2 rRNA genes are annotated in these 3,403 nt (G+C 52.0%); both read right to left on the bottom strand.

Annotated features, from left to right (window positions below):
• Window positions 1-17 precede the first annotated feature (17 nt).
• Window positions 18-133, bottom strand: a 5S ribosomal RNA gene (gene rrf / locus MPRO_RS21460).
• A 191-nt stretch (window positions 134-324) separates the two neighbouring features.
• Window positions 325-3,213, bottom strand: a 23S ribosomal RNA gene (locus MPRO_RS21455).
• Between the last annotated feature and the right edge of the window lie 190 nt (window positions 3,214-3,403).

Genomic DNA, 3,403 nt, shown 5'->3' with positions numbered 1-3,403 from the left:
CGTTTCCGTTATTAAATGCTTGGCGATGACCTACTCTCACATGGGGAAACCCCACACTACCATCGGCGATACCGCGTTTCACTACTGAGTTCGGGATGGGATCAGGTGGTTCCACAGCTCTATTGTCGCCAAGCAAAACTTGTACAATATGGATTCTGGCCTCGACAGCGTATGGCCTGTCGCGACGTACCTTAATTCGAGGCTGAGCGTTCACTCTATGTCTGTCTGCAGCACAAGCTCGTGCCAATGCTAAAATCTTGTCTCTCGTGCTTTTCGCCTGCTGGCCTTTCAACTCAGCAGGCAACCAAACGCCTTGGGCGTTATATGGTCAAGCCTCACGGGCAATTAGTACGGGTTAGCTCAACGCCTCGCAGCGCTTACACACCCCGCCTATCAACGTCTTAGTCTTAAACGGCCCTTTAGGGGGCTCAAGGCCCCAGTGAGATCTCATCTTGAAGGGGGCTTCCCGCTTAGATGCTTTCAGCGGTTATCCCGTCCGAACGTAGCTACCCGGCAATGCCACTGGCGTGACAACCGGAACACCAGAGGTTCGTTCACTCCGGTCCTCTCGTACTAGGAGCAACTCTTCTCAAATCTCAAACGCCCACGGCAGATAGGGACCGAACTGTCTCACGACGTTCTAAACCCAGCTCGCGTACCACTTTAAATGGCGAACAGCCATACCCTTGGGACCGGCTTCAGCCCCAGGATGTGATGAGCCGACATCGAGGTGCCAAACACCGCCGTCGATGTGAACTCTTGGGCGGTATCAGCCTGTTATCCCCGGAGTACCTTTTATCCGTTGAGCGATGGCCCTTCCATGCAGAACCACCGGATCACTAGAACCTACTTTCGTACCTGCTCCACGTGTCAGTGTCGCAGTCAAGCACCCTTCTACTCTTGCGCTCAATGCATGATTTCCGACCATGCTGAGGGTACCTTCGTGCTCCTCCGTTACTCTTTGGGAGGAGACCGCCCCAGTCAAACTACCCACCACACAATGTCCTCGAACCGGATTACGGTCCAGAGTTAGAACCTCAACAGTGCCAGGCTGGTATTTCAAGATTGGCTCCACGCAGACTAGCGTCCACGCTTCAAAGCCTCCCAGCTATCCTACACAAGCAATGTCAAAGTCCACTGTGAAGCTATAGTAAAGGTTCACGGGGTCTTTCCGTCTAGCCGCGGGTAAACTGCATCTTAACAGCTATTTCAATTTCACTGAGTCTCGGGTGGAGACAGTGTGGCCATCGTTACGCCATTCGTGCAGGTCGGAACTTACCCGACAAGGAATTTCGCTACCTTAGGACCGTTATAGTTACGGCCGCCGTTTACCGGGGCTTCGATCAAGAGCTTCGCTTGCGCTAACCCCATCAATTAACCTTCCGGCACCGGGCAGGCGTCACACCCTATACGTCCACTTTCGTGTTTGCAGAGTGCTGTGTTTTTAATAAACAGTCGCAGCCACCTGGTATCTTCGACTCCCAACAGCTCACCCCGCAAGGGGGTCACCATCAGGAGCGTGCCTTCTCCCGAAGTTACGGCACCATTTTGCCTAGTTCCTTCACCCGAGTTCTCTCAAGCGCCTTGGTATTCTCTACCTGACCACCTGTGTCGGTTTTGGGTACGGTCAGCGGTAACCTGAAGCTTAGAGGCTTTTCCTGGAAGCGTGGCATCAACGACTTCAGTTCCTAAGAACCTCGTCATCAGATCTCAGTCTTAAGGGGGACCGGATTTGCCTAATCCCCCAACCTACATCCTTAAACGCAGACAACCAACGCTGCGCTCGCCTAGCCTTCTCCGTCCCCTCATCGCAGTTACCGCCGGTGCAGGAATATTAACCTGCTTCCCATCGACTACGCATTTCTGCCTCGCCTTAGGGGCCGACTCACCCTACCTCGAATAGCGTTGGATAGGAAACCTTGGTCTTCCGGCGTGGAGGTTTTTCACCCCCATTATCGTTACTCATGTCAGCATTCGCACTTCTGATACCTCCAGGATGCCTCACAGCTTTCCCTTCAACGGCTTACAGAACGCTCCTCTACCATGCCATAAATGGCATCCACAGCTTCGGTGTATCACTTAGCCCCGTTATATCTTCCGCGCAGGCCGACTCGACTAGTGAGCTATTACGCTTTCTTTAAAGGGTGGCTGCTTCTAAGCCAACCTCCTAGCTGTCTGAGCCTTCCCACATCGTTTCCCACTTAGTGATAACTTTGGGACCTTAGCTGGTGGTCTGGGTTGTTGCCCTTTTCACGACGGACGTTAGCACCCGCCGTGTGTCTCCCATGATTGCACTCACCGGTATTCGGAGTTTGCATCGGGTTGGTAAGTCGGGATGACCCCCTAGCCGAAACAGTGCTCTACCCCCGGTGGTGATACATGAGGCGCTACCTAAATAGCTTTCGAGGAGAACCAGCTATCTCCGGGCTTGATTAGCCTTTCACTCCGATCCACAGGTCATCCGCTAACTTTTCAACGGTAGTCGGTTCGGTCCTCCAGTTGATGTTACTCAACCTTCAACCTGCCCATGGATAGATCGCCCGGTTTCGGGTCTAATCCCAGCAACTAAACGCCCTATTAAGACTCGGTTTCCCTACGGCTCCCCTATACGGTTAACCTTGCTACTGAAATTAAGTCGCTGACCCATTATACAAAAGGTACGCAGTCACGGTCTCAAGAACCGCTCCCACTGCTTGTACGTACACGGTTTCAGGGTCTATTTCACTCCCCTCACAGGGGTTCTTTTCGCCTTTCCCTCACGGTACTGGTTCACTATCGGTCAGTCAGGAGTATTTAGCCTTGGAGGATGGTCCCCCCATGTTCAGACAGGATAACACGTGTCCCGTCCTACTCGTTTTCATTGATAAGGCGTTTTCGCATACGGGGCTATCACCCACTACGGCGGCACTTTCCAGTGCCTTCTGCTAACACCAAACCAACTTAAGGGCTAATCCCCGTTCGCTCGCCGCTACTAAGGGAATCTCAATTGATTTCTTTTCCTTCGGGTACTTAGATGTTTCAGTTCCCCGAGTTCGCCTCTTAAAGCCTATGTATTCAGCTAAAAGATACCCAGTAAACTGGGTGGGTTTCCCCATTCAGACATCTCCGGATCAAAGGTTGTTTGCCACCTCCCCGAAGCTTTTCGCAGGCTACCACGTCTTTCGTCGCCTCTGACTGCCAAGGCATCCACCGTGCACGCTTCGTCACTTGACCATATAACCCGAAGGCGTCTGGTAAGGACGAGAGTTCGATAAGATTTTTCGCCATTGGCGCTTGTACTACAGTACAAGACATATCTCGAATTAATTCGAATCCATATTGTTAAAGAGCGTTTAAAGCTGAAAGCTTTAAATCATGCACCCTGTGAACAGGACACACTGTTTAAAGCTTGCTCGCTTCAACT

The organism is Marinobacterium profundum, assembly GCF_001528745.1.
Lineage (GTDB): Bacteria > Pseudomonadota > Gammaproteobacteria > Pseudomonadales > Balneatricaceae > Marinobacterium_A > Marinobacterium_A profundum.
The sequence above is the reverse complement of the archived record's forward strand: the minus strand, read 5'-3'. Positions and strand labels throughout refer to the sequence as shown.